This window comes from Aquimarina besae (assembly GCF_042434905.1).
GTDB lineage: Bacteria > Bacteroidota > Bacteroidia > Flavobacteriales > Flavobacteriaceae > Aquimarina.
In genome coordinates this window covers 2466882-2491447 of the sequence record NZ_CP170199.1, presented here as the reverse complement: position 1 = coordinate 2491447, position 24566 = coordinate 2466882, and the positions used below count along the sequence as shown (strand labels likewise).

Genomic DNA, 24566 nt, shown 5'->3' with positions numbered 1-24566 from the left:
GATAATCATTCCGAATTCACGTGGATTCATATAATTTAGGCTTAGAAATATTTAAAAAAGAAACTACATTTTTAAACATCAACACACAATGATTCAAAAAATTCTAAAAGTAAACGGAGTAACTGTTCTCAAAAAACAACACCAAAAATCAATTCATGGTGGCATCTATGGATGCCAACAAGTAGCCAGAAAATGTGTAGATGATAGTGATTGCTGCTCCGGAAGTTGCGGCGTAGAAAAAATCATTAACGGAAACGTTGTAACACTTTCTATTTGTTCATTTAATTAAATAGTTCAAAAAGCGTCAACCTGTCTGCCATCAGGTAGATTCGAGACATCTAATAAAAATTTTATCCAGTGGATATACAGACGTATTTTACTAATGATCCTTGTTGTCACCCTGAGCCTGTCGAAGGGATTTTATATAATAATTTGCTTCGACAAGCTCAGCATGACAAAGGTCTGAAATTCAAACTGACACAAAATACACCAATGGTAGTATCCGCTCGAGGCGGATTGCCTGCCCGTCTCTGGAGGGTATCGAGAATAGCTTTTTGAACCAAATGTTTCTATTCTCATTAGTCCTGCTGAGCTTGTCAAAGCATACTTCTATTTGGGGGTCGAAGCACTCGGATGAATTGGCTTTTGATTAAAAAAACACCCCTATAATCCCCTCAAGGGGATATTATAAAAAGTAAAGTTTCCTACTTGAGGGAGCCTACCTAGCAGTCAGGCAGGGATTAAGGAGCGTATTTTAGATTCATAACAAAACATCCATCACCAGTCCTTCCTTCAAAGGAAGGGAGCTCAATAGTCTCCTCACTTTGACAAAGAGCTATAGAAGGATGTTTGATCTATCTATAAATTTCAATGATAGGATACACCAAACGCTTACAAGTTTCTATACAACGCAGACAGAAAACCACGACTGTCTTAAAATGCTCGTGGTCATCTTAGAATAATTAACTTTTAACAACATGAAAAAATTAATGCAATTAAAAGGAGCTCAGATTTTAAATAAAAACGAGCAAAAAACTATTAACGGCGGTAACACAGGGATGCAGTGTAATACTCACGCCGATTGTAGTGCTCTAAACTCATTACCATGGGGCGAAAATGAAAAATTCTTTTGTCGCTGGGGCTATTGCCAGATTATGTAATCATAGGTTTTCATAACCATAGAATTCACTTAAAAAAGCCAAGAGATCATTCGATCTTTTGGCTTTTTTTGTGCTAAAGTCACCCTTTAGACAAATAGCATGGTTTGTAACTCGTGATTTTTACACAACCCTATAAACATTAGCACATCTTATAAAAAAGATAAAAATGAACAAACCATTTAAATCATTAGTAATATTCATGACTTTATTATTAGCAAAAGCACAGACCTCTTGTGATAATAACGATGATTGTGAAGATGCAATTTGTACGTTAGTATTGGTCAGAATTTCGGTATCCATAACCGATCAGAATCAAAATCCTGTAGCGCTAGACTCCTACGAAGTGATTAACCTCGAAAACAGAGAGAATATTACCGTTTCTCTAACACCAACCGAACTGGAAGAAGCATTACAATTTGGAGAATATCCATTGATCGAAGATGATATGATTGGAGTAAATCAGCAACAACAAATTAGATTTAGAGGATTTATTAATAACCAAGAAGTCGTTAGCAGTGACTACACGGTTAGTAGCGATTGTTGCCACGTTAGCTTAGTATCCGGAAATCTGGAACTTACTATTTAATCTGAGGCGTAAGAAAATTTATACATTTGTTCTTAAATTTAAACCCATGAATCAAATTTTTCCGAGTCTGTGTTTAAATTCATAACTAGAACTAAAGTTAGATTAGCATGTCTCTTTCGAAAAAACCAATTCACTTCATTCTTTTTCTTTTATTTTTCTTTATAAATTTAATTGATATTTCCGCTCAGGAAACAACATTCAAAGTGCCTGATAGTCTGAAGAGCAAAACATCAAGACAACTGATTGATTTAATTAAATCTTCTGATTCTAATAAAATCAAAATTTATGAAAATACATTTTTGAAACTGTATCAAACTAAGAAGGATACGACAACCGCAATGTCATATATTAGATTAGGGTGGTTTTATTTATTAAAGGAAGATTATACTAAAAGTTACAAATATTTTCAAGTAGCAGGTCTTATTTCTAAAAAATTAAATAATCAAAACTTTCTGATAATTGTTCATATCTGTATTGGTCATACTCATTTGTATAATGCTAAATATCAAAATGCACTAGATTCCTATTTTTATGCTTTGGATTTAACAGAAAAAGTTAATGACTTAAATAGAGAAATTGTTGTACTATCAGGTATTGTTACTACATTAAAAAGAATGGGGCAGTTAAATAGGGCTTATAAGCTAACACAAAGAATGTTAAATTTAATAGAGAAATCCTCATATAAAAACAAAGAGAATCACGCACGGCTGTTAACTACAACCAATGAGGTCTATATGGCCCTAGAAAAATATGATTCAATCTTATATTTTGCCGATAAAGGAATCAAAATAAGTAAGTCACTAAAGGACAAAAGCATTATAGTTCTCCTATATATTCAAAAAGGAATGGTCTATTATTATAAAGGGAACTTTGATAAAGCTTTTAATTACTTATTTAAATCAAAAGAACTACTAGAAAAAGATGAAATTAGCGTGCAGTCTTTTCTTAATGAATTGACTAATTACTTTTTAGCAAGTTGTTATTATCAACAAGGCCTTTATGACCAGGCGATTGAGTACCTCTTAAAAATCACAACCACAACCAAAGAAAATGATTTTCATAAAGTTTCCGTAATCCAACCCTATTTACTATTAGCCAATTGCTATGGAAAAAAAAGGGATTTTAAAACAGCGATGGATTGGCATGATAAATATTTGATATTAATGGAGTCTTACCAAAAAGAAAAGGATGAAACGGCTAATAAGATTTTTGAACGAGATGCAGAAAAGCTTCAAAATCAAATTGGAGACTTAAAAAACAAACATGCTGCTAGTGAAAAGTTAAAAACCTATAGTTATTTGGGTTCAGGAGTATTAGTATTGTTATTACTCTTAGGAGGATATGCATATCATAGAAAACAAAAATCTAACTCGCTAAAGTTTGATGAATTGATGGGCAAAATTGATCATTTAGAGAATCTTAAACGAGAGCCCGATTCTTTACAAACACTACCTAAGAAAGTCGCTATCGATGCATCTAAAGTACACCAAATTTTGGTTCGTTTAAATCAATTAGAAAAGCAAGAATATTTCTTACGTCAGGATTGTAATTTAAGTTCATTGTCCAAAAAAGTAAGTACCAACTCTACATACCTTTCTAAAGTGATCAACACCCATAAAGAAAAGAACTTTAGTACCTATATCAATGATCTTAGAATTGATTACATCGTGCACAAATTAAAAAATGATCCAGTATTTAGAAAATATACTATTGATGCCATTGCACAAGAAATCGGTTTTACAAACGCCAAATCCTTTTCCTCCATCTTCCATAAAAAAACAGGAATATACCCATCCTATTTTATTAAACAATTAGAAAAGAATTCAAACGCTGCGTAATTTTTGACCTTTAAATAGTTTATGCTGAGTTAGCGTCAATAATAAGCTATACGCTTGGATAATTTTCACAATAAATATTGCTGAATTTCTTTAGTATGTTATAATTCATTTTGTCATCCTGAACTTGATTCAGTATCTCATCTATGACAAATAAATAAGAGTGAGGAGAGATGCTGAAAATGAATTCAGTATGACAAATAATCGCCTTTATTTAATGAAATGGGTGATCCAATAAATATCATTTCAAAACACTGAATAGTAAAAAGTTAATCCTATGTGATTAGCTAGCAGAAATGCTTATTTCGCTAGGATTAAGTAGGCTCTAATTCGCCTACTTTATAAGGTCAGAATTCATAAATTCCGACTAACTTTCCTTGCATCCAGCGTTTTCTCTCCATTACATTTGCCCTGATCCAGAACAACAAGTGCACTTATCAAAAATCAGGGTCATCCCCCTCTCCCGATTACCATCGGGATCTCCCCCTGCAATGGGGAGAAGAAATATATGGATATACAGTAAAAATTAGAAAAATTAAAAACATGGCATTAGAGAATTTGATAAGCGTAAGCTTTACAGAAGAAGAATTAGCACAATTAGACGGACACCTATTAGGAATACGTCAAATCCTGCAAGGCAAGACCGTAAACCTAACTCCCGATCAGCGAAGACAATACGGGCGCATCGCCAACCAAAACAAACTGATTGTGGACAAAGCCAAAAACTACATGGAACAACATCCTGATTGGGTACCAAGATTTGTGGATAAGGATGAGTTTGATAGAGATTACACCTCACGTGAGCAAATAGAAAGTAGAGTCCAATTACTAGAGAATCTATCCACCCAACTTATAGATACTAAAACTTTATTAGACCACGATAATTATAACAATGCATTAAGTTTTTATCGAATGATCCGATTCCTTGCTGGAGAAAATGAACCCGGCGCTAAAGCAGTTCATGAGGATATGAAAGTATTGTTTAATCGTACGGGGACATCCGGCACTTCCAATAGTGAAGAGTAAAGGGTGATCAGTATATTGTCATTCCGGCCTTGAGCTGGAATCCAAAACTGAACAATGAAGTTAATGGATTCATTACGGAGTTTATCCTGAGCGACAGTCGAAGGGCAGGAATGACAAATTACAAGAACTATTTAGCATCCAACATCCTATTTTTGGATTACATCGATCCATAGTTAGACTTCCGATAAGGCTCTGAGCCCTATCGGTAAGGGGTTACCCCCTCACCAAAGTCTAAATTTAGGGATCAACAGGCAAAATTTAGGGTATCATTGAGGGTCTTAGCTATTATAATAATCCAAAGATAGATTAAAACGATCCAAAAATGGGGTCTGACAACCCAAATATGGGTTACATCCAAAAAAAATGATCCCCCTAATGCCTGGTCCCAAGCCTGAACACCTACTTATGTTTATTTAGTGTATAGAAATAAATAAAAAGTACTAAATAGTATATAGCCCTGAAGTTGCAAGCAAGTTCTCTACAATTATACCTTAACACTACTGTTTACCGGCTAGGTAGGCTCAGTAAACTCGAAGTGTTAGATATAAAACTAAAAATATAATAGATCTAAAAAAGTAAAGAAAAACCAACATGAACTCAATAAAAAAACAACAAATAATTGATGGAATCGTCGCTGGAGATAGTGAAATTCTTAAAGCATTTTATAAAAAGAATTTGCCCTATGTAAAGAAATACATTCTGAAAAATCAAGGAACCATAGAAGATGTAAAGGATATTTTTCAAGAAGGCTTGGTATTATTATATCATAAACTGCGCTCTGACCACCTGAAACTTCCTGTATCTTCCATTCACGCTTACTTCATTGGGGTTTGCAAAAACATGTGGAGGAATAAATTACGCAAACAACTTAAGATAGAACATCAGGTTCTCAATAAAAAAAATGTAATAGACTTATCCGATTCTATAATCGAAAGCATAACGTATGAACATCAATTAGAGATATATCGTAAACACTTTAGCAGGCTTAGTAATAGTAGCAAATATATACTGGACCTCTTTTTTGAAGGAAAAAGCATGCGAGATATAGCCAATATCAATGGTTATTCAGAAGGTTATACCCGAAAAAAGAAATACCTGATCAAAGAACATTTAAACAAGATGGTACAAAGTGATCCAATATATAATGAATTGGTTATGTCTTAGTCCTTGTTGGAAAATTACTAGAACATTATTGATTCTCCTAGTCTAAAACTCAAAAAAAATACTTTATAACTCACAAATTTTAAAAAAAGTAGAAAAAGGCAGGTAACAATTCAATTATTTAAGACACATAATAATAACCAACCTTTATTATATGATATAAAAACCAATTGAAAACAACGATCAGTTAAGGACTTACAGATAAAGTTGCTACACCACTAAACTGATCACAATACCCCAGCATTTAAGTTCGGTTTTCCGTTGAAAGCCAAAAACAGCCTTTTTACGAGGCCTGGAAATCTATTGTCTAAACTCATAGTAAAACAATTAGTAAGAAACGAATCAATAACTATTAAATCATCAACTTATGAAAAAACTCATTTTATTTGGATGTATAAGTATATCTCTTATAGCCCCTCATACAAGTGCACAGGAAACATTGATAACAGATTGTCAAAAACAAATTGATAACGCAGTGTATTACTTCTCTAATATAGATAAAATCGACCCGGATACTATAGAAGACATAGCAACATTGACCAAAAACTGTATTGAAAATAATGATCCGCCAACATTATTTGTAAAAGGTATGCTTTACGGTAATAGCACTTCTATAGAAAGACAAAAAGAAGGTTTTCGTCTGATTACATTATCCTCGCAAAAAGGATATACAGAAGCGACTTATACATTGGGGCTATTGTATAAGAAGGGTATAGGATGCCAGCTTGATTTTAAGAAAGCTTATTACTGGTTTGAGCAAGCAGCACAACTTGGGCACCAAAAAGCAGCTTTTAACCTTGGTTATATGTATTTTAAAGGATTAGGCACTGTCGATCAGGATTATCAAAAAGCTATTACTTGGTTCAAACAAAGTAATTATCAATTAGCAAAACACTGGTTGGCAATATGCTATAAAAACGGTTATGGAATCAAAAAAGACACGGTCAAGGCGACATCATTGTTATCTGAAAACTATATAAGCAATAGCAAAACATTGTTAAGCCAAATTAACAAAAAGGAAATCTCTAAATCTCCGGTCGAAGAATCAAACTCACAAGATTCCAAAAACAATAATTCACAAAAAGACATGGATTTTTCCGACATTGAACAATCACAAAATGTACTGAATTTAAACCAACATAATATATCGGGCAACTACAAAGGTGAATTAGTTCAATATGACTGGTCTGGTAAAACTATCAAACGCTCGATTCCTATTTCACTTTCATTAGATTATTCATCCTACGAAGACGAATTAGCATACCAATTAACGTACGATAAACAGCAGTTTAATGGTATCGCAAGTTTTTATGAAAACAATATCATTTTTGATAATCTTAGTTTGGTAGTAAACAAGCTCTGGGAAGAAATGGATGATCCATTAGAAGATTCTTTACATCTTGAAATCGTATCCGCTTCGCTAATGAAAAAAACAGAAATTAATACTGATATAATCATCGGTAATGTGACTACAAGAATTACAGAGTGGAAAGAGCCGGGATTGCCAACTAAACTTGTCTTAAGTAAAGCATCGGATCAGACGATTTCTCAAGAAGCACTTACTGCTCTAGCTTCTCAACATAGGGATTTTATAAAATTATATCCGGTTCCTTTTAAAGATAACCTGCTTATCAGTTACGAGTTAGAAAATTCTACGAACACTTCTGCAGAGATTTCTGATTTTCAAGGAAATAATACTATAGTGATCAGAAAAAATGATCGTCAATCATCAGGAGAACATTTACTTCATTTTAATGGCAATAGCCTGCCCAAGGGTATCTATGTCATACGGGTAATAGCAGAGAACAAACAATACACCAAACTTGTTATAAAAGAATAAACGTAAAAAGTCACAAAATGAAATTACAGCATATAAAACTAATTTTAACAGTATTCATACTACTATTACCATCACTGGAAGTGATCGCACAAGATGAAATCATAGCTCCATACTCAGAATCACTTCAAGAACCAAGACCCATCACACCGATTGGGGATGAAGACAAATCAGAAACAATTAGACAATTTCCGTCCTATTGTTATTGTCAATATTCGTCAGATTATAATGCCTTCATTAATATATATAATTCTTTGGCCGCTAGAGAACAGGAAGAACTACTAAGACGTCAGGAAGTATTGATAAAAGAACGCATAGAAGAGGTGATGAATAGGCAATTCAATTCTTATGGTGATGCAAGAAACTATGTATTTAAAAGATTTTCATTACCGACAACTGAGAAATTGTACAGGGATATTAGCAATGAATACAGACAACAATTGAACAGAAATGCACAAGAAGCGAGATTGGCTAAAAAATATGAAAGCAGACTTTATGAAATACGGCGCAGAGAACTTAACAACAATATCAACCCTAGTCTTCTTGGGGATTTAGCCATTAATAATCGTTTTATTACAAGTTTATCAAGTGCGGAAATCAATAACAATTTAAATACTACTAATAACTCAATAGTAAACAGTGAAAACAACTATAAAGATGCTTATAGAATAGTGCACGGTATTCCATTGGTAGAGTCGGCAGAAATATTAGAAAATGCCTTTGTGTCAAATATGGTTTCTCATTTTAATCAATACAACTTTGTTAATAAGGTATTTCTTATGACAAAATATATGATTTATCTTAATACAAATAGCCCGGTACAAACCGCCGCCAGTTATGGTCCGGCAACATTTAATCCTGCACCCTATATTCAAAACTACGAGAATACAGCAATTTTTGGCGCAAGACTTAGGGTGGGAGCTCCGTCGATAACTTATCCACCGATTACAGATGCTATTGCAAAATTACAGCACGCATTAAATACGGATTTAAAAGATGCAAAATCTTGGTTTAACTTAAATAATGACAATTATTCTACACTAAATACATATCTCCAATCTAATAATTTTGGAAATGGTACGTTGAGCACTGCAGGAAGAATATTTTCAAACTACTACGATGATCAACATACCGAGTTTTTAGGTCATTTTACCTGGAAAAGTGACGATGCACCTCTTCTTCCCAGTAGCAGAGATAAGGAAAGAATATTTTCCATTAAACCAAATATACAAGGGTTTTTATCCGGATTAAAAGGTGTTGGTAATCTTTTTAACCAACTTTACTTTGCAGAAAACACTCGTAACTTTACCTTATCCGGTTCTTTAATCAAAGACATCTTTAGACATAATGGGATTTCCATACCTGATGCTATTGATGTAGAAGACATTGGTAGAATGTTTCGATTTGAACCAGGTATTAATGACTATGGAAACCAAACAACAACTGCATACAGAACTGAACTTAGGTTTAGAACCGATGGTGTTGCTAGTACGATGTATTTTGGTAGATCGGGTAGAATTACCCTTCAACAAATTTTTGGTTCCTTCGAATCGTTTAAAGTAATTTTGGATATAACTCTTGCATTTAAAACAGGGATATTAAATTCTACAGAAACTGCGGCTTATCTTAGATATCTCCATAGAAATGGATTCTCTCCGGATTCTATTGATTTGCTACAAAACGCTATCAATGTTTTAAATATTAATTCTAACGTAAACCCACTTTTAGGAGCAGACTGTCGAAGTTTTGAATATGCCAAACCACCTGGAGCTTTACAAAGAGCAAGTGCAGTTAAAAATTTTGATCATACATTTTATACAGCAGGTGTTAGATCTAATGGAAGTCCCTATTATGGGGAAATTGATATTCCTGTTAATATTTTATATTTCACTGCACCCAATTGGATGACCAATGGTCAGGCAGCAAATGCTACAGCGATCGCTGTAACCACCGCTATAAAAAAAACAGATGTACATTTTTATAGAAATCCAGATATTACCAAAGAGAGTTTGGCTACTTTCTTTAAAAGAGAAATCGAAATACAAATGGCATTATTTGGTGGTGGGATAACTTCACAAGAACCATTTCCTATTCCAAGTCCAGCTCCGTATATAAATTACCTATTAGGAATAGGAAACCCTTTTGATTGTGAATGATTAAGAAGTTTTGTTAACTTAGACATTTAAATAATAGATATGAATTTTTTGCTATTAATGCTAAGCATGCACACAAATTTAGCTGATCCTATACGATTTGAGCAATTATTGATCAAACCTATTTCTGTTTTTGAAGATGAGATAGGAGATGATTTTGAAAATAACATGTTCGGAAAAGACTTTTATTATATTTCTGATGAATTTATCCAAAAAAACTTCTACGGAATGTCATATAATGTTATTTCAGTACAAAGAGATGATTATCAAATTGTTCAATCTATATCTATTCATTTTCGTGAAGTAATCGATCAAGATTTTTATGACAACTTTATCGAAGTATATGGAGAGCCCAACCATATTCACGTGATCCAGAAAAGAACAGTCATTAGCGAAGGTAAGTATGTCAGTGATGATGGTGATTTTATTTCAAATGTTCGAAAAAGTGAAGTTGATGTAAGAGAAGGTACTTTTGATGAAAAGCCTTTGTTCATAATTTGGAATAAAGAGTATTATCAAATTAAAGCCTATTTAAGGCACAAACAAAACATAAGTGAAATCATTTTTAGTACTATAGAAAAGTAATTAGGTAATCTTGTGGTTGATTTTAACCAAAATCCACCGTTAAACCATAACATGAAATTTGAACAATTATTAGGAAAAACTATTCCTGCTATCGAGGATAGAATAGGCAGCTCATTTAAACCTTCAATTGTAAAATTTGAAGATTGTTCTATGTATAGTAACTGGGATTATTTTAATTCAGATTTCTTCGGATATACAATAAGATATCTCTCGTTAACAACAGATGACAAAGGTATAACAAGTTCGATATCTATTCATTTTCCAAGTGTTATCGCCCAACCTTTTTACAATTCTTTTACACAAGAATATGGCGAACCGGATACTATTAAAGTAGTTGATAAAACCACAGTTGTTAGTGAAGGAAAATACGTTAGTGAAAATGGCGATTTTGTATCAAATGTAAAAAAAAGGGAATCGGATTTAAGAGATGGCACGTTCGAAGAAAAACCACTATTTATGATTTGGGAAAAGGACGGTTTCTATATTCAGGCATATTTAAGGCATGAAATGAATATTAGTGAAATTATGTTCAGTATTGACAGTCCTCCTTTTAACATAAAACCAACTAAAAAAAACAAAAAGTAATCCAGAACGAAAAGAGCCAACTATCCATTTGGCTCTTTTTTATAAAATAGTAAAATATAGCTATTATATTAATTGATTATAACTAAGAAAATGCTCCTCAAAAATCTGGAGGTTGCTAACTTTTAAAAAATAGATTTATGAAAAAATTAAAAATAAGTGTATTGCTATTTTTAACTTCCCTTATGTTTTGCTATTGTAGTGATAACAAAGAGCCAACTAATGAAGAAATGATTGATTTATTTTTTAGTGAAATTTTCAAACAGGAGAATACTAGTTCAAAAGATTTATATTCGAAATACTTATTTGAGGATAAAGCTGCAACAAAACTTAGAGATACTTTACAAAATATGTTTGATAAACATATTTCTAGTTTAAAAGTCAAAAAAAGTCATCTCTTAAATAAGGACATCAAATTTATTGTTCATAAATATGAAGACAGTAATAGAGATGATTTAATCCAATTTGTTTCAGATGATACGGGAGGAAAAGATATTTATGTTATCACAGTAGATAATAATGTCGAATTTTATGTACTTCTTAAAAAAGATAAAATCTACTCCTTTGAATATGTAATGAAAGGAGATGAGGGACTATTTATAACATATTATTAAATTCTTTATACTTTAATTAAAAATCTAAATTCAAGAGACTGTCCAAAAAAAGACAGTCTCTCTTTTTTATTATCTTTCGATTATTATCACATAGTTCTTGAAAAATGTAAGCTTTACTGTGCATAGTCTTTAATTTAATAAGATCACAGTGTAAGTTATTAATGAACGTTACCCAATGAACCCTTAGACCACAGCATTATTATTCCGTTAAAACCTGGTTCCAAATTCCGGTTTTGGCAGTTTCCTGAGCATATGCCAAAAATGTTTTTGCTTTTCTACCTAAAACACGTTCGATATCGTAAACCACTACCTGATTGTTAGGATTAGTTAACACGTGACTAAACAAATACTCCAGTAACCAAACCATATCACCCGGTAGCTGCATTTGTTTCATACCAGCAATATACTCTTCTAAAGTAATGTCATGAAAGTTCAAATGTCTTTTACTTGTTTTAGAAATTATCGCAACAATATCCTTAAAAGTAATTAACTCCGGTCCAGTAACCTCAATGATTTCGCCATCATAAGAATCATCTAGTAAAACGGTAGCAGCTACTTCTGCGATATCATCGGCATCTACAAACGGAACTAAAACATCCGATGATGGTAACGCTACTTCACCCGATAAAACAGCTTCTAAAAAGAAACTTTCGCTCCAGTTTTGGTTAAACCATGAGGCCCTGACGATAGTATAATTCATATCGGAATCCATAATGATTTTTTCACAGGTTTCTGCTTCGGTTTCCCCTTTTCCGGATAGTAAAACCATTTTTTCAACTCCTGATTCTTTGGCTAAATATGTCAAACTCTCTATGGCTTCTTTAGCTCCGGGAACCGCCAGATCAGGATAATAAGTGACATACATTTTTTTGATACCAAGTAAGGCATCTACCCAGGTATCTTTATCATCCCAATCAAAGGCTGGTGATGCATTTCTGGATCCAATCCTAGGCTCGATTCCTTTATTTTTCAACTGTTCTGCTACTCGGCGACCTGTTTTTCCGGTTCCTCCGATGATTAAAATGTTACTGTCCATAATTATATGATTTTGAATTATGATACAAATCTATAATGGATGCGAACTAGCGACTTATTCGAAAAGAATTATGATTTATTTGAGAAGAATTTTATACCTGACTGGGTCTGTAGCCAAACTTTTTTTCGAAGGCATTAGAGAAAGAGCCCAAACTGTCATAACCCACAGTCCACGCAGCTTCCTGAATCGTTTTTTGCTCGTTTTTAATTAAGTTATAGGCTTTTTTTAAACGTTCGTTTTGTAAATACTTAAAAACAGGAACACCAAACTGTGCTTTGAATTCTATCTTCAATTTATTGGTGTTGGTTCCGATCCTTTGGGCTAATTCTGTTAAGGATGGAGGGTTTTCTAAATTGGATTGCAGAATTTCTTGTGCCAGATTAATTTTATCAAGCAGTCTAGTATCAAGTTCTGTATGATGCTGTTTTGCTAATTGTCCAAAATAGTGAGAAAGTAAAGCCGTGATATGGCTTTTATAAAACAGCATTTTTATTTCGTTTTGATAGGTATTAATAAAAAACTGTTCAACAATTTGAAACATTTCTGGGCTCATGTGAAACACCGGACCTTCCACATAATGATCTTTTGGATGCACCAACGGGTATAAAAATTTTTCTAAAAACCGACCTTCGCCATTGGGTAATTTATCAATATTTCTAAGGGTTGTGGCGATGACAAGACATTGTAGCGATTTTAATTTGTAGACGTAATGTTCAAATTCCACTTTACTATCTGCGTAAAATGATAAGACCATTCCTTTGGTGTGATGAAATGTTTTGGTGTTACCATCAAACTTCACTTTAAGCCCTACATCACCCTTACCATAAAAGGCAATAGCTATGACAGGCTCATCAAAAAAACAAGAATCGATTACCTTCGTATCGGTCGAAGCTTCTTCCAATAAAATGGTATAATCCTTTATGTCTATCATTTCGCGATTCATCCTTTGGCAACTCTTGTTTTATTTTTGTATTACTGGCAGTATTGCGCAAGCTTTATATAGAAATCCGCTATGGTTTACACTACAACCGAAAGATAGGAAATTGCAATGAATTGTGATAAAACGTTCTAAAGATAGTAGTGCTAATTTCTTTGAAGATACTTTCTTTGCGAATATTCTTCCACAGACAGATAGGTGAAGCTTCACCAAATGATTTTTGCTGATGCATTTTAAATACCTTCAAAGATCAACTAATCGCATGGGCTGAGGTGTCACACTGAGCCTCCGCCGTAGGACGATAAATGTCGAAGTGCCCTCGAAGCCCAATTTAGATGTATGTAAAAAAATAAAAAGCAACCCAGGTAATTTGCATTCATCAAACCAATTATAGTACTTTGTTTTACTAATCTTAAATCAATTTTTATGAAAATAGTAAAGTTTTTTCTCGCCTCATTGATATTACTATCGTTTGCCTGCAGTAGCGATGATGACTCTACTACCAATAGTTTGATTGATGGTGATCTACTCATTGGTACCTGGCAATTAACAGCCTCTGTAAGTAACGGCGAAATTATAGAACTTGACGAATGTGATCTACAAAACACACTGGAGTTTACAGAAACCGGAGCGCTTAACGCTACCGTTAATAATAGTTCTGTTACCATAGATGGATCCTTAATCTGCCAAGCTTCTCTTACGTTAACCCTCGATTATACCTTGCAAGGCAATCTACTGACGATCCAAACAGGAACTGACGCTAATATAGGTACGATCGTAACATTGACCGAAACCACGCTTATTCTGGAATTTAGTTATGAAGAAACTGATGGAACAGATACCGTATTGGTTACCGATAGAGAAACCTATGAGCGACGCTAAAGTTAACGCCATAAATAACAAATACCCCTCGACTATAGATATAATCAAGGGGTATTTTTTCACTTCTACCTTATTGTTCTTTTAATACTCCCAGCGTCTTTTCTTGTTCAACTCCTCCTCTGCTTCCAACTCTTCTTGTGGAATTACTTTAAGAAATGAAGGATGTTGCTCTATCGCATATTCTAGTTTGGCCACCACTTCATCTATTGAATCATTTTCATAATCAATATCTAAGGGTTCTTTGATCACCATAGATTGTAAAATCCCTCTTTTTTTAATTCGGATTCCCTTCTTATCAAATGATCTTCTAAAACCGTCGATAACAATTGGTATTACAATTGGCTTGTATTGTTTGATGATATGTGCCGTTCCTTTTCTAATCGGTTTAAACGGTTTTGTAGTTCCTTGCGGAAACGTAATCACCCATCCATCTTCTAGCGCTCTTTTGATATTAGTAATGTCACTCATTTTTACCTGGCGATTTACATCCTGTCCCTTTTCTCTCCACGTACGTTCTACGGTAATGGCTCCGGCATATGCCAGTACTCGGGCTAACAATCCTGCATTCATGGTTTCCTTTGCCGCCACATAATATAGATTTAGTTTAGGTTTCCATAAGTAGCCAATATTCTTAATCGAATCGGTACGTCCACTTAGACTAGCATTAAATACGTGAAACATGGCCACCACATCAGCAAAATAGGTCTGATGATTCGATACAAAAAGCACATTATTATCCGGAAGGGTCTTAAAAATTTCGCTTCCTTCAATTTGAAGTTCATTAAATCCTCGGTATCTACGATGTGTCATGGCTCCCATAATACGGATAAGCCATTTTTTTAAGAATAGTATATGACCAAAAGGATTTCTTTTAAACAATCCCATAAATGAATTCTGGTTTAATTAGTTGTTTAGTGTCGATCGTTATATCATTTTTCAATAATTTCCTGATTATCAATGAAAATAATAACAAATGATTAAATAACCGATAAAATATTCGATAAATTCTTGTGAAAATTTCGAAAAAACAGGAATCAAATATACAAAATCATGAGGCCAAAGCTTCTTTTAGAAACACTTTAAGTTCGCTAAGCATCATAGCGGTTGCACCCCAAACTACGTAATCATTTAGTTCAAAGGAGGGTACCTCAATATTTTCTGCATACGAAGTTGATAATTTTTTGGAGGTTACCTTTTGTTCGTCTAGTAAATCTTCGATAGAAACCTCTATTACCTTCTCCACTTCTTCTTCCTGACGTACAAAATTGGGTAAGGTATTCGTAAAGCCCAGAAAAGGATGTACCCAAAAATTAGAAGGAGGAATATATACTTTGGTCAGTGATTTCAGCGTATCTACAGTATCCGGTTTTACTCCTATTTCTTCCCAGGTTTCTCTCAACGCAGCATCCTGAAACGTTTTATCAAAGGTTTCTACTTTTCCTCCTGGCAATGCTACTTGTCCAGAATGTACTCCTTCGTACGTAGGGCGTAAAATCAAAGCCATAAACGTTCGGGTTTCTTTGGGATACATCAACATAAGTACCGCTGCATTCCTGGGATTTTGCTCTTCTATTTTGATGTTATAAAGCTCCTGCTTTCTGACCTCGGGAGCCATAATAAAATGAGAGGATGCTCCAGGTACTGACATTTTCTGTATTTTTGGAATCAAACTTTTAAATGTTTCGAATGTCATTTACCAGAGTAGTTTTTATATATAGTTGTATTGTTTTTCTTGCGTTCTGTAGTTGTGAAGATACACAATCTAAAAAAACTAAACAGCCTGTTCAAAAAAACGAAAATAACGTTTCTAAGGAAAATACTGAAAATCAAAATGATACATTAAAAACAAAAACAGAGGATAAAAATCAAACTCCAGAAGTACTGGATGAAGAGCCTTTTAAGCTCACCAATGAAAATATGAAGGGATTTTTGCTAGAGTATGGTAAAGAAAATCCTGAAACACTGGTAAAAGTGATTACTAAATTTGGGGATATTCATATCCAGCTTTACAAAGAATCTCCTCTGCATCGCGCTAATTTTATTTATCTGGTCAAGGAAAAATATTTTGATGAAACCTTCTTTTATCGCGTAGCTAAAGGTTTTGTTATTCAAGGGGGCAATAGTGATCGAAGACAAATGGCTCAAAAACGTCACGATATTGGTGATTATACCTTACCACAAGAACCCATTAAAGGTCTTACTCACGAACGCGGTGCTGTGGCTCTTTCCAAACAATGGGTGGACAATCCTTCGAATCGTTCTACACCTTATGAGTTTTTTATTGTGATTGCAAAACAAGGAGCACATCATCTGGATGGAGAACACACTATTTTTGGCAAAGTTGTAAAAGGAATGAATGTGGCTGACAAAATTTCTAACGTACCTGTAGATGGTAGCGAATGGCCTAAAGAAAATATATTTATTAAAGCAGAGGTGATTAAATAATGCTTGTTCCAAATACGTACTAACCTGAGATAGACTCATCCAAAATATTTTAGTTCAGGTGATCCAATGAAATTATATTTAATGTTAGAGCTAAAATGGTTTAGATCGTCTGTTCGAGTGATTTTTAGTAATTAAAATAAAGAAAAATCCTACCGAGAACCTTTTCAAAGTTGATAAATAAATTACATCTCTATAGTTCTCCCGAGCTATTAAGAATAGGCTTTTTATTACAAAATGCTTGCCTGTTTGCCATCCGACAGGTAGGCTTATTTTCGGCACAATCGGGATTACCAACGGAATCACTCTAATTGACGCATTTTGTATTGATTAAAGTTAAATTACTTATAAGAATACATAACTGTCTTAAAAAGTCATTAGTTTACCCTTTAAGACAGCTATCACCATTACCTCTAGCAAGGATCTGCTATAGTTTCGCACTGACAAGTGTTACGAGTCCCTACATACCACTTTACGCGATCCTTATACTCACCCATAGGATGTGCCTGCCCTCCTTTTAATCGCGAAATGGTTTCTTTACGTAATTGTAAATGTTTGAAATTCTTTGCTTTCATGATATTATGATTTATGATTATATCTTTATATCAATTATCACAAAAAATTGTTACCCTAGATAAGAAAAATAGATAGTTTTATTAACTTAATTTTTGAGTGAAATAATTATAATCCTTTAAAACCGTATCCAAAAACTGACGGTCATACAATTCAGATTTTACCTGAATAACGTCTTCAACCTTATTTCTTAAAGCAGTAAGTGTATGAAAGTCATTTGATTTCCTAGCAATGTGATAGGTCTCTTTTATTAATCTAACATCTTTATCCGTCAGCTTGGTTACATTAAGAAATTTTGGCTCATAATCTTCATTCAAATCTTCTAAAATAGTATGAGAAATTTTCACTTTCTGTTTTGTATATATAACAATAGTGCCTGCAGCAGCATCTCCTAATCGTTGATGCTTATCCGAAAAGATGATACTTAATGTGCCAATAGAGGCAAGAAAAATCCAAATATCAACCAATCTAAGCATCCATCTCACTAAATAATTACTCCAGTGAACCGGTAAACCATCAACTCTAACTACCCTGATTTTTAATATCATCTTACCTACCGTTCGTCCATTAAAAATGATATTCATATAAAGAGAATAAAACGAAACTGGTAAAAACAATAGGGATTGAATTCCAAAAACCGTCCAATTATCCGAAAATGCAGTTCCTAAAATCGACGTTATATAATTTACGATAAACAAGTAAAGCCAAAATATAGCAACATCAATTACAAAGGCAAGAATTCTCTCGCCAATGCCTGCGGTTTTATAATCTAGGTTTACGTTTTGTGTTGTATTGATTGCTATATTTGCCATTTATATATAAGTAATTATATTTGAGTAAAAAATTGATAGATGCGGGAAGCAGCTTTTGTGAAACAAAATAAGGAAAAATGGATCGCTTTTGAAAAAGCAATCACACAAAATTTAAGGATTAGTCCAGACCAACTTGCTGATTACTATGTGCATTTAACAAATGACCTATCATATGCCCAGACTTATTATCCTGACAGCAAAACGCTGTTATACCTTAATTCACTAGCTTCTCAGGCACATCAAAAAATCTATATAAATAAAAAAGAACGCAAAAACAGGATCCTAGAATTCTGGAAGATTGAGTTCCCTCTTTTTTCTATCAGCATCAAAAGACACTTTTATTTACATTTTTAGTGTTCTTTCTTGCCTGTTGTATAGGTATTATTTCTGCAATTAATGATGCTTCATTTTTAAGACTTATACTTGGTGATGCATACGTAAATGAAACTTTAAACAATATAGAAAAAGGAGATCCCACTGCTATTTATAAAAGTGGTAGTATGATTGGTTCCTTTTTAGGAATTACAATTAATAATATAAGAGTAGCCTTTATAGCTTATGCTTTTGGAGTAATCACCTCCTTAGGCACAGTATACGTGCTGTTTAGTAATGGAATTATGCTAGGTGCTTTTATGACTTTCTTTTATACTAAAGGATTACTTTTTGAAGCCTCTAAGTCAGTTTGGTTACACGGCACTATAGAAATTTCGGTTATTGTTATTGCTGGTTGTGCAGGTATCGTTATGGGGAATAGTATTTTATTTCCTAAAACATATTCTAGAAGAGTTTCTTTTATGAAAGGAGCTAAAGATGGATTAAAAATTGTAGTAAGTACAATACCCTTTTTTATTATTGCAGGTTTTATAGAAGGTTTTATTACCAGATACTCTAACATGCCTGTTTGGTTAGCAATGACGATTATTTTTAGTTCGTTAGCCCTGATTGTTTACTATTACATTATCTACCCTATCTATTTAAATAAATTATATGAACGACAAATACATTGAATTAAAACAACGAAGAGATCTTGGAAGTATTATAAATACGTATTTCGAGTTTTTCAAGTTAAACCTAAAAAGTTTTACAAATATATTTATAAGCTATAATGGTGTTTTTATTTTTCTGCTTCTCGGTATTAGCTACCTAATGGTTACCGGATTTATGGGCATGTACAATACTCAAACAGGATTTGGCAATTCTACCGAAGAAAATTCTACGATGCTTGTTGGCTTTGGAGTTATATTATTTTTTTTAGTATTTATAATTATTGCTGCACTAAATTACAGCTTAGCATCTTCATATATGATAAAATATGACGAACAGAAAAAAGTAATTACGGATAAAAAAGAAGTTTTAAACCTTGTTAAACAAAATATTGGAAGAATATTACTTTTTATCATTTTGCTCGCCGTAATCTATGTCATATATATGATCATATCATTGGTATTATCTTTTATACCTTTGATTGGATTCATTGCTCAAAATGTAATTGGTTTTGGATTAACTGCTTGGTTTGGGGTTTCTTTTATGGTAATGTTAAATGAAAACAAAAATCCGGTAGATGCTTTTGGAGAAGGGTGGGATTTAGTTAGAAACAATTTTTGGAAAACTGTAGGAGTTAATTTCATTTTAGGACTTCTTGTAGGATTACTTTTTCTTTTGATTTTAATAGTACCTAGTGTAATTGTAGGAGTCTATACATATCATGCCGTTAACGTTAATACTGTCATTGGAGAATCTGTTGTTGCTAAAGTTATTTATACATTTAGTTTATGTATCTTTTTTATTCTTGCAGCCTACTCGCAATCCCTTTCGCAGTTTATTAATGGAGTCTTGTATTATTCGTTACACGAAGAAAAATACAATATACATACACGTGAAAAGATTGATCAAATTGGAGCTGGTGAATAAAAGCGTTCTTTACATATTTGTTATATTAGGAATTTATTCTACGTCAGGTCAAACCGATTCTCTGACCGTATCAGTGGAAACTTCGAATATAATTATTCATGAGTTTAAAGAAAATATTCCTACGCGATATACTGATGGAGAATTTGATTATGGGGCAGCAGAAGGCGAAGCAGAGAACATTCTTGCACGAATTATTAACTGGTTTTTTAATGGTTTACAAGATATCTTTGGAATAGAGATAAGCCCCGAACTTGCTGAGGTACTTAAAAATTTAATATATCTCATATTTATAGTAATTGTAATTTATATCCTAATTCGAGTTTTAGTCGGAAAAGACGCTTCTTCATTTTTTGGTAAAAAGAATAAAAGTGTTGCTCCAATTAACTTCTCTGAGGAACATATTGAAAATATAGATCTGAATAAACTGATACAAGAAGCATTATCCATTAACGATTATCGACTGGCTATACGCTATATGTATATGAAAACATTACAAGATCTTTCTCTTCGAAAATTAATAGATTATCATTTCGAAAAAACGAATAGCGACTACCAAAGAGAAATACATAATGATCAATTAAAACTACATTTTAATGAAGTTTCTTATCTATATGATTATATCTGGTATGGAAAATTTGATCTTAATGAAGAGAAGTACCATAATGCCAAAAAGTCTTTTGATCAATTACATCTAAACATGGAAAACCTTGGATAAGAAATCAAAAAACATATTACTCCTTTTCGGATTAGCCTTCCTTACTATAATTATAATAGAGGTAGTAAGACCCAAACCGATAAATTGGAATCCAAGTTATTTATCCAGTGATAAAATTCCGTTTGGCAGCTATATTGCTTTTCAGGAATTAAAGAACTTTAATGAAAATAGTGAAGTAACTTTAATAACAAAGAATCCTTATGATTTCTTAGCTGGCTCTAGTCATAAAGAGCATTCTGCATATGTGTTTATAAACTCTGGAATAAATTTAGACAAACGATCTTACCAAAAACTAATAGAGTTTGTAAGATCCGGAAATAGCGTATTTCTAGCTGGCGCAAGTTTTGGGCAGGTATTTAAAGACTCACTTAATATTGAGACGGATATTGATTATCAATTAACTGAAGAAGAAATTACTCCTAGATTTTTTTCTAATACATTTAAAAACAGTGATTCTGTTAGATTCAAAAAGAAAATATACAAAACTGTATTTCAAAGTTTTGACACCTTAAAAACGAAAGCTTTAGGATATTACAAAAACGATCTTGAACCTATTGAACAGGTTAATTTTATAGAGGTCTCTGAAGGAAACGGGAAACTTTATTTCAGCACGCTACCAGAAGCTTTTTCCAATTATTACATGCTAACCGATAATGCAAGTTATACCGCTGCTTTGATTTCTTTTTTACAAACTAACACCTTTTATTGGGACGATTATATTAAATCTGGTCGTAAAGTAATTGATTCTCCCATGCGATTTGTCCTAAATCAGATTCCTTTGCGCTGGGCCTACTACCAATTAATAATAGGAATTTTAGTATTCATCATTTTCAAAGGAAAAAGAGAGCAAAGGATCATTCCTGTGGTAAAACCCTTAGAAAACACATCAGTAGAATTTACTAAGACAATAGGAGATTTATATTTTCAGCATAAAGATTTTAGCAACATTATAGCTCAAAAAATAACATACTTCTTAGAAAAGATAAGAAGCAAATATTATATAGAAACGCATAAATTAGATAAAGACTTTATCAATCGACTTGCTATTAAAAGTAATACATCGGTAACTGATACTAAAGTATTAATTGATTACATAAATGGTTTAAGGAACAGAACGCTTCATAATGAAGAAGATTTAATCGAATTAAACAAAAGAATTGAAGAATTTAGATTATAAAAACTATGGAAGAAAAGACAGAAAACCCTTTAGAATTCAATAATAGAATTGATCTAAAAGATTTACAACAGTCTGTACAAAAAATAAAGGAAGAATTGGGTAAAGTAATCATTGGACAGCATGATATGATTGAGTTATTGATCATATCCATTTTAGCTAATGGTCATTCTTTAATCGAAGGTGTTCCTGGAGTTGCTAAAACAGTTACAGCAAAACTTTTGGCTAAAACCATGGATGTTGATTTTAGTAGAATACAGTTTACACCGGATTTGATGCCTAGCGATATTCTGGGAACTTCTATTTTTAATGTAAAGACTTCAGAATTCGAGTTTAAAAAAGGACCTATATTTTCTAATATGGTTTTAATCGATGAAATCAACCGTGCTCCGGCAAAAACCCAGGCTGCACTATTCGAGGTGATGGCGGAACGTCAGATTACTATAGATGGAATTAAAAATGAAATGAAAGCACCCTTTCTGGTATTTGCTACTCAAAATCCAATTGAACAAGAAGGAACGTATGCGTTACCCGAAGCTCAATTAGATCGTTTTTTGTTTAAAATAAATGTAGGTTATCCATCCATTGAGGAAGAAATAAGCATACTGGAAGGTCATCATAACAGAAAAAATGATATTCCTACAGATAGTATTGAATCTATACTCACAGCAAGTCAAATTTCAGAATATCAGGGAATCATTAAAAATATTATTATTGAGAAAAACTTATTGAGCTATATTGCATCTATTATAAGTAATACAAGAGATGACGGCAATATATACCTTGGGGCTTCGCCTAGAGCTTCTATTGCTATTATGAATGCTTCTAAAGCACTTGCTGCTATAAATAGTAGAGATTTTGTTACACCAGACGATATCAAAAAAGTAGCTCCTTCAGTATTAAGACACAGAATTATATTAACTCCAGAGCGCGAAATGGAAGGCTTTACAACAGAAAAGGCCGTATCACAGATTATAGAAAACATAGAAATTCCTCGTTAGTGAAAACCTTTTTAAAAAGTTTATATTTTAAAAAATTGTTTTTTGTTGTATTTTTTTCGATTACAGCACTTTTCATTATTTCATATTTCTTTGAAGATTTCTTTGGGGTCGCTAAACTTTTGTTCTATGTCCTAGTAGTTATTACTGTTTTTGATATTCTACTACTTTATAGAAACAAATTCGGTATTCAAGGTACTAGGATTCTTCCCGAAAAATTATCCAATGGAGATGAAAACCCTATCCAGATTCAGGTAGCAAATAGATATCGGTTTAACACCGGGATTCGAATTATTGATGAAATACCTATTCAATTTCAACAAAGAAACTTTGAAATAGCTTCTAAGCTAAAACCATCCGAAGAAAAACAATTTAACTATAATGTAAGACCTGTACAAAGAGGTGAATACCATTTCGGAAATGTAAACATATTTACCAGTTCACCTATTGGGCTTGTGGAACGTAAACAAAAATTCTCTAATGAAGCCATGGTTCCCAATTATCCATCATTCTTACAGCTAAAAAAATATGAATTCATAGCATTCACGAATAGATTGAAATTATATGGACTTAAGAAAATCAGAAGAATTGGTAATACTTTAGAGTTTGAACAAATCAAAGATTATGTCTCTGGAGACGACATTCGTAATATAAACTGGAAGGCCACTGCAAAACGAAATCATCTTATGGTAAACCAATACCAAGATGAAAAGTCACAACCTATATACTCTGTGATTGATTCCGGTCGTGTAATGAAAATGCCATTTAACGAGTTAAGCCTTCTTGATTATGCAATAAATTCTACATTAGTTATTTCTAATATTGCAATAAAAAAACAAGATAAGGCAGGAATATTTACTTTTTCCAGAAAAGTAGAAAATACAGTTGTTGCGCAAAGAAGAAAAGGTCAAATGAATTTAATTCTAGAGACTTTATATAATATTAATACTGATTTTGCTGAATCCGACTATGCCAGACTTTACATAGATATAAAAAGAAGTATTACCCATAGAAGTTTACTATTACTATATACCAACTTTGAAACCTTGGATGGACTTAACAGACAGTTGCCATATTTACAAGCTATTGCAAAAAATCATTTATTGGTAATCATTTTTTTTGAAAATACCGAATTGAAATCCTTTCTGGATAAAGCAGCTCATTCTACACGGCAAATTTTTGAAAAGACAATCGCCGAAAAATTTGTTTATGAGAAAAAAATGATCGCTAATGAATTGAGCAGACATGGGATTCACTCTATATTAACTTCACCCGAAGATTTAACGGTAAATACGATTAATAAATACCTGGAAATCAAAGCTAGAGGACTTCTGTAATTACGAATAATGAATTTAGAATTACGAATTGTGAATTATGATTATTCATATACTAGTTTCAAAATTCAAAAGCGACTCCCGGTTATAAATCAAAAACCTTTTTTGAACTTCTCCCCTTTTAGGGGAGATGTCCACCGTATGTGGACAGAGGGGTTACACTTCATCCATTAAATTCTACAGTTGAGTTAGATACTTTATAAATACGCATAG

General features: G+C 32.9%; 24 protein-coding genes and 1 pseudogene. 19 read left to right on the top strand and 6 right to left on the bottom strand.

What is annotated here, in order from left to right; translation table 11 throughout:
- Positions 1 to 88 precede the first annotated feature (88 nt).
- The 11 genes from ACE94K_RS10825 (at position 89) to ACE94K_RS10775 (ending at position 11539) form a co-directional block, all read left to right on the top strand.
- Positions 89 to 289, top strand: a complete 201-nt coding sequence (locus tag ACE94K_RS10825; RefSeq protein ID WP_378184020.1) for a hypothetical protein — start codon at positions 89 to 91, stop codon at positions 287 to 289.
- Positions 290 to 977: 688 nt separating this feature from the next.
- Positions 978 to 1160: a hypothetical protein gene (locus tag ACE94K_RS10820; protein ID WP_378184018.1), complete on the top strand. Its 183-nt coding sequence runs from the start codon at positions 978 to 980 to the stop codon at positions 1158 to 1160.
- A gap of 166 nt (positions 1161 to 1326) precedes the next feature.
- Complete coding sequence (locus tag ACE94K_RS10815) at positions 1327 to 1746, top strand: hypothetical protein (protein ID WP_378184016.1); 420 nt, start codon at positions 1327 to 1329, stop codon at positions 1744 to 1746.
- Between the two features lie 107 nt (positions 1747 to 1853).
- Positions 1854 to 3584: a helix-turn-helix domain-containing protein gene (locus tag ACE94K_RS10810; protein ID WP_378184014.1), complete on the top strand. Its 1731-nt coding sequence runs from the start codon at positions 1854 to 1856 to the stop codon at positions 3582 to 3584.
- Between the two features lie 540 nt (positions 3585 to 4124).
- On the top strand, positions 4125 to 4607 hold the full coding sequence (locus ACE94K_RS10805) for a hypothetical protein (protein WP_378184012.1): 483 nt from the start codon (positions 4125 to 4127) through the stop codon (positions 4605 to 4607).
- 591 nt (positions 4608 to 5198) lie between these two features.
- A complete protein-coding gene (locus ACE94K_RS10800) occupies positions 5199 to 5771 on the top strand; it encodes an RNA polymerase sigma factor (RefSeq protein WP_378184010.1) in 573 nt (190 codons plus the stop codon).
- A 364-nt stretch (positions 5772 to 6135) separates the two neighbouring features.
- Complete coding sequence (locus ACE94K_RS10795; RefSeq protein ID WP_378184008.1) at positions 6136 to 7608, top strand: T9SS type A sorting domain-containing protein; 1473 nt, start codon at positions 6136 to 6138, stop codon at positions 7606 to 7608.
- Positions 7609 to 7625: 17 nt separating this feature from the next.
- The gene (locus ACE94K_RS10790) at positions 7626 to 9761 is read left to right on the top strand and encodes a hypothetical protein (protein WP_378184006.1); all 2136 of its coding nucleotides are present in this window, start codon (positions 7626 to 7628) and stop codon (positions 9759 to 9761) included.
- 66 nt (positions 9762 to 9827) lie between these two features.
- Positions 9828 to 10343: a hypothetical protein gene (locus ACE94K_RS10785; protein ID WP_378184004.1), complete on the top strand. Its 516-nt coding sequence runs from the start codon at positions 9828 to 9830 to the stop codon at positions 10341 to 10343.
- A 51-nt stretch (positions 10344 to 10394) separates the two neighbouring features.
- Complete coding sequence (locus ACE94K_RS10780) at positions 10395 to 10928, top strand: hypothetical protein (protein WP_378184002.1); 534 nt, start codon at positions 10395 to 10397, stop codon at positions 10926 to 10928.
- Between the two features lie 137 nt (positions 10929 to 11065).
- Positions 11066 to 11539, top strand: coding sequence for a hypothetical protein (locus ACE94K_RS10775; RefSeq protein ID WP_378184000.1), 474 nt, complete (start codon positions 11066 to 11068; stop codon positions 11537 to 11539).
- A 199-nt stretch (positions 11540 to 11738) separates the two neighbouring features.
- Here ACE94K_RS10775 and ACE94K_RS10770 read toward each other — a convergent pair whose 3' ends face one another.
- Positions 11739 to 12575: an NmrA family NAD(P)-binding protein gene (locus ACE94K_RS10770; protein WP_378183998.1), complete on the bottom strand. Its 837-nt coding sequence runs from the start codon at positions 12573 to 12575 to the stop codon at positions 11739 to 11741.
- Between the two features lie 91 nt (positions 12576 to 12666).
- A complete protein-coding gene (locus ACE94K_RS10765; RefSeq protein ID WP_378183996.1) occupies positions 12667 to 13518 on the bottom strand; it encodes a helix-turn-helix domain-containing protein in 852 nt (283 codons plus the stop codon).
- A gap of 420 nt (positions 13519 to 13938) precedes the next feature.
- On the opposite strand from ACE94K_RS10765, the gene ACE94K_RS10760 reads away from it, so the two are divergent.
- Positions 13939 to 14394 carry a lipocalin family protein gene (locus tag ACE94K_RS10760; RefSeq protein ID WP_378183994.1) on the top strand — a complete coding sequence of 152 codons (456 nt, stop codon included), beginning with the start codon at positions 13939 to 13941 and terminating at the stop codon, positions 14392 to 14394.
- Positions 14395 to 14475: 81 nt separating this feature from the next.
- Here ACE94K_RS10760 and ACE94K_RS10755 read toward each other — a convergent pair whose 3' ends face one another.
- Both ACE94K_RS10755 and ACE94K_RS10750 read right to left on the bottom strand, forming a co-directional pair.
- The gene (locus tag ACE94K_RS10755; RefSeq protein WP_378183993.1) at positions 14476 to 15279 is read right to left on the bottom strand and encodes a lysophospholipid acyltransferase family protein; all 804 of its coding nucleotides are present in this window, start codon (positions 15277 to 15279) and stop codon (positions 14476 to 14478) included.
- Between the two features lie 163 nt (positions 15280 to 15442).
- The gene (locus ACE94K_RS10750; RefSeq protein WP_378183991.1) at positions 15443 to 16042 is read right to left on the bottom strand and encodes an NUDIX hydrolase; all 600 of its coding nucleotides are present in this window, start codon (positions 16040 to 16042) and stop codon (positions 15443 to 15445) included.
- A gap of 38 nt (positions 16043 to 16080) precedes the next feature.
- On the opposite strand from ACE94K_RS10750, the gene ACE94K_RS10745 reads away from it, so the two are divergent.
- Positions 16081 to 16839, top strand: coding sequence for a peptidylprolyl isomerase (locus tag ACE94K_RS10745; protein ID WP_378183989.1), 759 nt, complete (start codon positions 16081 to 16083; stop codon positions 16837 to 16839).
- A 410-nt stretch (positions 16840 to 17249) separates the two neighbouring features.
- On the opposite strand, the gene ACE94K_RS10740 is transcribed toward ACE94K_RS10745, so the two are convergent.
- Together ACE94K_RS10740 and ACE94K_RS10735 are read right to left on the bottom strand one after the other, a co-directional pair.
- Positions 17250 to 17411 carry a hypothetical protein gene (locus ACE94K_RS10740; protein WP_378183987.1) on the bottom strand — a complete coding sequence of 54 codons (162 nt, stop codon included), beginning with the start codon at positions 17409 to 17411 and terminating at the stop codon, positions 17250 to 17252.
- 81 nt (positions 17412 to 17492) lie between these two features.
- Positions 17493 to 18221 (bottom strand): RDD family protein, encoded by a 729-nt coding sequence (locus ACE94K_RS10735; RefSeq protein ID WP_378183985.1) that lies wholly within the window; start codon positions 18219 to 18221, stop codon positions 17493 to 17495.
- 39 nt (positions 18222 to 18260) lie between these two features.
- Here ACE94K_RS10735 and ACE94K_RS10730 point away from each other — a divergent pair.
- From ACE94K_RS10730 to ACE94K_RS10705, 6 genes and pseudogenes are all read left to right on the top strand, one after another.
- Positions 18261 to 19228: pseudogene (locus ACE94K_RS10730) on the top strand (stage II sporulation protein M).
- Entirely contained in the window at positions 19209 to 20132 is a 924-nt protein-coding gene (locus ACE94K_RS10725) for a hypothetical protein (protein ID WP_378183983.1), read from the top strand. The pseudogene ACE94K_RS10730 and the gene ACE94K_RS10725 overlap by 20 nt, the downstream one beginning before the upstream one ends.
- Positions 20098 to 20847 carry a hypothetical protein gene (locus tag ACE94K_RS10720; RefSeq protein ID WP_378183982.1) on the top strand — a complete coding sequence of 250 codons (750 nt, stop codon included), beginning with the start codon at positions 20098 to 20100 and terminating at the stop codon, positions 20845 to 20847. The genes ACE94K_RS10725 and ACE94K_RS10720 overlap by 35 nt, the downstream gene beginning before the upstream one ends.
- Positions 20840 to 22024 (top strand): DUF4350 domain-containing protein, encoded by a 1185-nt coding sequence (locus ACE94K_RS10715; RefSeq protein WP_378183980.1) that lies wholly within the window; start codon positions 20840 to 20842, stop codon positions 22022 to 22024. Before ACE94K_RS10720 ends, ACE94K_RS10715 begins: the two co-directional genes overlap by 8 nt.
- A gap of 5 nt (positions 22025 to 22029) precedes the next feature.
- On the top strand, positions 22030 to 23022 hold the full coding sequence (locus ACE94K_RS10710; protein ID WP_378183978.1) for an AAA family ATPase: 993 nt from the start codon (positions 22030 to 22032) through the stop codon (positions 23020 to 23022).
- The gene (locus ACE94K_RS10705; RefSeq protein ID WP_378183976.1) at positions 23022 to 24356 is read left to right on the top strand and encodes a DUF58 domain-containing protein; all 1335 of its coding nucleotides are present in this window, start codon (positions 23022 to 23024) and stop codon (positions 24354 to 24356) included. Before ACE94K_RS10710 ends, ACE94K_RS10705 begins: the two co-directional genes overlap by 1 nt.
- Positions 24357 to 24566: the final 210 nt, after the last annotated feature.